This window comes from Virgibacillus xinjiangensis (assembly GCF_042643145.1).
GTDB classification, from domain to species: domain Bacteria; phylum Bacillota; class Bacilli; order Bacillales; family Amphibacillaceae; genus Virgibacillus_O; species Virgibacillus_O xinjiangensis.
On sequence record NZ_JBHRSA010000025.1, the window covers coordinates 79,301 to 85,300 of the forward strand.

Genomic DNA, 6,000 nt, shown 5'->3' on the forward strand with positions numbered 1-6,000 from the left:
CTTTCTGTTGATATAATAGTAAAGTCGTTCGGATATCGAATTATTTCATCTATTATGATTAATGATTTTACATTTGAAGAGGTGTGCAGCAAATGGCTTTCAGGAAAGCAGGACAGAAATTCTATTATGGTTGGGTGATTGTGTTTATTGCCGGAATGGGGGTATTTTTCTCCGGACCTGGTCAGACCTACTCCAATTCTATTTTTATCGACGAGTATATACAGGAGTTCGGATGGTCTCGATCCCAGGTCTCCGGCATCTATTCTGGAGCTACCCTGTGTGCCGGATTATTGATGCTGTTCGTGGGGCGGTTCATTGACCGTTTAGGACAGAGGCTGATGATGGTGCTGATTGGGTCGCTGTTGGCGATTGCTTGTTTTTACAACAGTATCGTCACGAATGTTTTCATGCTTGCGGTGGGATTCTTCCTGATCCGTCTGCTGGGTCAGGGAAGTATGTCATTGATCCCGAATACATTGGTTTCCCAATGGTTCATAAAGAAGAGGGGACGGGCATTCAGTTTTATGACATTGGGCAGCTTCGCCAGTGCCTCCATGTTTCCGATCATCAATGCATGGCTGATTCAGACATGGGACTGGCAGTTTGCCTGGAGGTTCTGGGGCATTGCTTTGCTTGTACTGTTTGTACCGATTGCCCTGTTCGGCGTCCGCAATCGGCCGGAGGAAATGGGATTGACCCCTGATGGTGATTTGGAGAAAACAACAGAAAATAAGGGGCCGTCCATGTCTGCGCCGCTCCCTCAAGCGGAAGTGGACTTTACACTCAAGGAAGCGACCCGGACACGTGCTTTTTGGTTGATCCTGATTTGTGTAGGCATTCCTTCCATGGTCAATACCGGAATCACTTTCCATATTGTTTCCATTTTCTCAACGAATGATCTCTCTGCAGGCACGGCAGCGATGGTGCTGAGCCTGATGGCGCTTGTCGGCATTCCGATGTCCTTTGTATCGGGCTTCATTACAGAAAAAATACGCACGAATTATCTGCTCGTCTTCATCTTCATCATTGAGGTAATTCTCTTACTGCTGCTGGTAGTGATGAATTCCTTCTGGATGGCCATCCTGTTCGGGGTCGTCTGGGGGATGGGAAATGGCTTCGAGCGCATTGGCACCAATGTCATCTGGCCCGATTATTTTGGCAGAAAATACATTGGAAGCATCAACGGGGTCGGCATGACCATCGTAGTGATCGGCTCTTCATTAGGACCGCTGCCATTCGGTGTTGGCTATGACTTGTTCCAAAGCTACAACCAGGTTCTCTTACTGTCTCTAGTCTTCCCATGCATCGGAATCATCAGCGCATTGCTTGCTAAAAAACCCCAAAAAGAGAATACCCAAGAAGGTTGAACCTGACCACTAAAATAAATGGGGCCCGGATTTACATCCGGACCCCATTTATTTTAGGCGGGCGCCAGCACTTCAACTCATGCCACATGCACACTCACTCGGTCCCCAGCATCCCCGCCACAACTCATCTATTTTCGCTTTTCTTCTTTCGTCTGATGCACACGCACCAGTTTCTCCAGTCTTTCCAGTTCAGTGAACAAATCAATGATACTGTTAGCGACAGGGAAGACTTTCGTCCACTTCTGAAAATCCGATCCCTGCAGCTCGGTGATCAAATCATTGATGGTCAGCCGCATCGCTGACTTCGTCTCCCGCTGCAGGTCTTTATCCAGAATAATTTTCCCCTCAAACATCATCATAATATTCTCGCTGTAGTTATTGATCTCTTCCATCAGCTTCTTAATAAGAAAGGACTTATTTTCCGACATATCCTCAATTTCACTGAGCTTTCTGTCAAGGCTCTCGATCAGTGTGTACTGCCTCTCAAGCACAGTAATCATTTGTTTATAAACAATAATTGTCCGCAGAAAGCTGAGCCTATTCCGAATAAACATGCGGTTCCGCTCATCATAAATTATTTGGTAATAATCCCTTGCTTTCTTGATTTGCTCTTCCAGTGTATCCTCATCTTCCTTCATCTGCGGGATGCTCATTTTCTTGTTCGGAATCGCACGCAGCAGAAGATGGGAACGGTCACTGGATGTTTTGATCATTTTATACAGCATCTTCTTATGGTTTGGCGGGAAAATGACGGCATTGACAACAAATGCCGACAATACCCCGATTGCCACCAGGCTGACCCGCTGCAGTGCGTAAACCATGTCAATTTCATTTCCGGTACTGGAAGCCATCAGTGTGACAACCATCAGCACTACCAGGTTTACGGTGTTCTCCAAGTCGAGTTTAATGATAACTGCAATCGAAATAATCACTACAAAACCGATGGCAATTGGTTCTGTACCGATCAAGATCGCTCCGAGAATAGCGAAGACAATACCGACCGTATTAGCTAGAGCAACATCCTTGATGTAAGTAAACGAGCGCATGATCGACGGCCGCATGGCCATGATGGAGGCAATGGCTCCGATGAATCCCAACTCTAGCGAGAGAAGGGAAGTAATCATTAATGTTAGAGCTACAGCCAATCCGGTTTTCACCATTCTTGGCCCGATTGTAAAATCCATGTATGTTTCACCTCTGAGTTGATGATCACTCTTTTTCTTTCTCAAAGAGCGATTGTAACACGTATTTGATTATACACGTTTTTTGCAGCTTTGGTTAACTCTACCCCACTCTTTTCCCGTAAAAAAACCTCCCGAAAACATCGGAAGGTTCAGCTTGCTTTTCATTCTGTACATGGACGGTTACCCATCTTTCCGGCAGACTGCCAAACCGAGTGGGTAATATCTGTTCAGCTCAACAGTATCCGGTTCAATCAGCACCCCTTTTTGAAAATAAAAGGAAGGTGACAGATCCGGAAAATCATCAAAGAGCCCTTTAAATTCCTCGACTGTCAATTGGTGGACGTGGAAGGGAGAGCCGCATTCAATCCCTCTTCCTTTGCCAAAGGGGGTGGATAAAACCAGAATTCCACCTGGTTTCAACATCTGATGAATATTCTTCAGAAACTGTTCTTCTTCTTTTACATGTTCAATGGTTTCAAAACTGAGAATGGTATCGTACAGACCTAAATCATCCGGCAAACCGGGATCGGTCACATCCCCCTTCACATAGCTGGATAATGGATGATAGTAAGTCTTTTTGGCATATTCGAGTGCATCATCGGCTATATCAACACCGATCACTTCCGTTACCCGCTTCTTGCACAGCTTTGTCGTAATATGGGTTCCATAACCGCTGCCACAGGCCATATCCAGGACTCGTCCTTTTACAAAGTCTGCAGCAAAATGATATCTGGCCAGATGTTCCAGGAGCAGGCCGTTGGTAATTTTCATCTGTTCAGGAATGACTCTTTCTCCTGTATCTGCTAACATGTTCTTCACCGCTTTTGTTCAATAGTTAGGTTGAGGTATAATTGAATTATAACAGATTATACTCAGTTATAATAGAAAGGATGTTTCAGAAGTAATCGGTATGCAGAACGGAGGCATCGTAACATGGAAGAATATATTACAGCTTTACCAGAGGATGACCAGGCTTTGTATAAAGAATTATCCAGGGAAATAAAGAAAATAGAAGACATCGAGGAACGGAAAAATTATATCACCAAGCTTGCAATATTGAAGGAAAAGGCAAGAGTTGCATGGAAGAAACAGGAAAGGGGAAGGTAGAGTGAGTTCACCGAAGGATCACCCGGATTACAAAAATGAGAAAAATCGGCTGGAATACACGAAAGATTACATTCAGTCCATCTTGGAAGTGGCTTCTACTACACAGGGAGGATACAAGGAGAATATCAAAGATGCTTTTGTCAATCTTGATCATTTGGACAGCAGTCTGAGTTATATCAATATACTTACAAATGCTAGGCTATTGGAACTGATACAGGGGGATATACGGAATCTCAGCAACATTAAGCACAAGCCTTATTTCGGAAGGGTGGACTTCGACCGGGACGGTGCCCATCAGACGGAAACCTATTATATCGGAAAAGTTTCCCTATATCGGCGTGATAACCAAGAACCGGTCATCGTCGACTGGAGGTCTCCGATTGCTAACATTTACTATGACGGACGGCTTGGGGAAGTCTCCTATGACTCGGAAGAAGGGGAACAGAGGGGGCAATTGGCACTTAAGCGCCAATATTTGATTGAGCATGGCGAACTGGAAGAAATTAGGGATATCGATGTAACGACACGTGATGAGCTTCTGCAGCGCTCCCTGTCGGAGACATCCGATAAGCGGCTCAATGATATTGTAGCAACCATTCAAGAGGAACAGAACAACGTGATTCGGGCTGATTTGCAGAAGCCGATGATTGTTCAGGGAGTTGCAGGAAGTGGGAAAACGACCATTGCCCTGCATCGGCTATCCTATTTCATCTATATTTATTCCGGAAAAGTAGCACCGGAGGAGATGATGATTCTCGCTCCGAATAAGATGTTCATCAATTTTATTGCGGAATCACTGCCAGAACTCGGAGTGGAGAAAATAAGGCAGACGACTTTTTCGGATTATGTATTTGCCTGTCTAGGGAAACGGTTGAAATTAACGGATGCGAATGAAAAGCTCAAGGCTTTGATATCTCCGGAAACTGAAGGGAAGGAAGATATTAAATGGGTCTCTCAGCTGAAAGGGTCCATCCGGTTTGAAAATATCCTGAAGCGTTACCTGAAGGATATCCGCAACAATTATGTACCGGAAGATGATGTGTTTATCAGCAGATTCCGTCTCTATCCGTCTAAAAGACTGAGGCAATTGTTCATCAAGGATTACCAATATCTTCCGTTTGAAAAGCGGAAGGAGAAGATCCAAGAACTGTTGAAGTCCAATTTCCAACAACGGAAAAAGAAAATTCTTCAACAGATTGAAGAAAGCTTTGAAGAGAGGTATGACCAAATTAACTCCCGTTATAAAGGGGAAGAACGCCGGGAAAAGATGGTACGGCTGCTGGACAATAAGGAAAAGCGTACGGCGGAAGTAAAGGGTGTCACAAAAAAGATGGTTGCCGATTATATGAAAAAGTTCCCGAAAAAACACGGGATTGATTATTACAAGGAACTCCTGACCGACCGTAAGCTATTAGAAAAATATGCGGGAGATGATTTTAGTGCACAGGAAATTGAAAAACTGACCATACAATCCGCCGGCTTAAAGCAGAATGTATTTGACCTGGAAGATCTGGCTCCCATTTTATATCTGCATACATATATCAAAGGCATTCCGAAAGAGCTGAAAATGAAATATGTTGTTATTGATGAAGGACAGGATTATAATCTTCTGCAAATCCGTGCATTGCGCCGGGCGACCGGAACAAATCTTTTCACCATTCTCGGAGACCTCTCCCAAGGAATTCATGCCTATCGTGGAACAGAAGACTGGGCCTCATTTATTTCCCATGCTCTTCCGAACGCCAATTATCTGACACTGCAGAAAAGCTATCGGACAACAGTAGAGATTATGGACTTGGCGAATGCATTATTAGGGAAGCTGGGTAAGGACCTTCCGGCTGCAGAACCGGTGGTGCGGCATGGAGAAAAACCTTCCATAATTCTTGTTGATACAAAGAAACAGCTGTTGGAAGAATTAGCTGAGAAGATACACCAGGAGCAGGAGAAGGGTTTCAGGTCTATAGCTGTGATTGGTAAAACCGAAAAGGAATGCAAGTGGATCTATCAACAGTTGAAGAAGCAGATGGATGTGCAGCTTCTAAAAGACACCGATGAACTTGAACACAGCTTGGTCATTGTTCCTTCATATCTGGCCAAAGGGCTGGAATTCGATGCGGTCATCATTACTTCTTTTGACGAAACTTATTCCGATCATGAACTAGATCTGAAATTACTTTACGTAACTATAACCCGCGGTATGCATAGTCTGAGCCTGATTGGACGGCATCGTTCTGCCTTCCGCCTGGATGAACAAGATACCATCTACCTGCAAGATTAATCGAGTAGGAGGAGGTGACTAACCTCCGTCCTCTCACACCACCGTACGTACGGACCCGTATACG

The 6,000-nt window shown here is 44.6% G+C and carries 5 protein-coding genes; 3 read left to right on the forward strand and 2 right to left on the reverse strand.

Going from position 1 to position 6,000, the window contains the following annotated elements; genetic code table 11:
* Positions 1 to 92 precede the first annotated feature (92 nt).
* On the forward strand, positions 93 to 1,367 hold the full coding sequence (locus ACFOGI_RS06260; protein ID WP_390270096.1) for an MFS transporter: 1,275 nt from the start codon (positions 93 to 95) through the stop codon (positions 1,365 to 1,367).
* Positions 1,368 to 1,495: 128 nt separating this feature from the next.
* Here ACFOGI_RS06260 and ACFOGI_RS06265 read toward each other — a convergent pair whose 3' ends face one another.
* Positions 1,496 to 2,551 (reverse strand): FUSC family protein, encoded by a 1,056-nt coding sequence (locus ACFOGI_RS06265; protein WP_390270099.1) that lies wholly within the window; start codon positions 2,549 to 2,551, stop codon positions 1,496 to 1,498.
* Between the two features lie 180 nt (positions 2,552 to 2,731).
* Positions 2,732 to 3,361 (reverse strand): class I SAM-dependent methyltransferase, encoded by a 630-nt coding sequence (locus tag ACFOGI_RS06270; RefSeq protein WP_390270101.1) that lies wholly within the window; start codon positions 3,359 to 3,361, stop codon positions 2,732 to 2,734.
* Positions 3,362 to 3,484: 123 nt separating this feature from the next.
* Here ACFOGI_RS06270 and ACFOGI_RS06275 point away from each other — a divergent pair, with 123 nt between their 5' ends.
* The gene (locus ACFOGI_RS06275; protein WP_390270104.1) at positions 3,485 to 3,658 is read left to right on the forward strand and encodes a hypothetical protein; all 174 of its coding nucleotides are present in this window, start codon (positions 3,485 to 3,487) and stop codon (positions 3,656 to 3,658) included.
* 1 nt (position 3,659) lies between these two features.
* Positions 3,660 to 5,936: an RNA polymerase recycling motor HelD gene (helD, locus tag ACFOGI_RS06280; protein ID WP_390270107.1), complete on the forward strand. Its 2,277-nt coding sequence runs from the start codon at positions 3,660 to 3,662 to the stop codon at positions 5,934 to 5,936.
* Positions 5,937 to 6,000: the final 64 nt, after the last annotated feature.

Bases quoted from the DNA above. Each gene is read 5' to 3' on its own strand.
- ACFOGI_RS06260 (WP_390270096.1), top strand. From the start codon at position 93: ATGGCTTTCAGGAAAGCAGGACAGAAATTCTATTATGGTTGGGTGATT.
- ACFOGI_RS06265 (WP_390270099.1), bottom strand. From the start codon at position 2,551: ATGGATTTTACAATCGGGCCAAGAATGGTGAAAACCGGATTGGCTGTA.
- ACFOGI_RS06270 (WP_390270101.1), bottom strand. From the start codon at position 3,361: ATGTTAGCAGATACAGGAGAAAGAGTCATTCCTGAACAGATGAAAATT.
- ACFOGI_RS06275 (WP_390270104.1), top strand. From the start codon at position 3,485: ATGGAAGAATATATTACAGCTTTACCAGAGGATGACCAGGCTTTGTAT.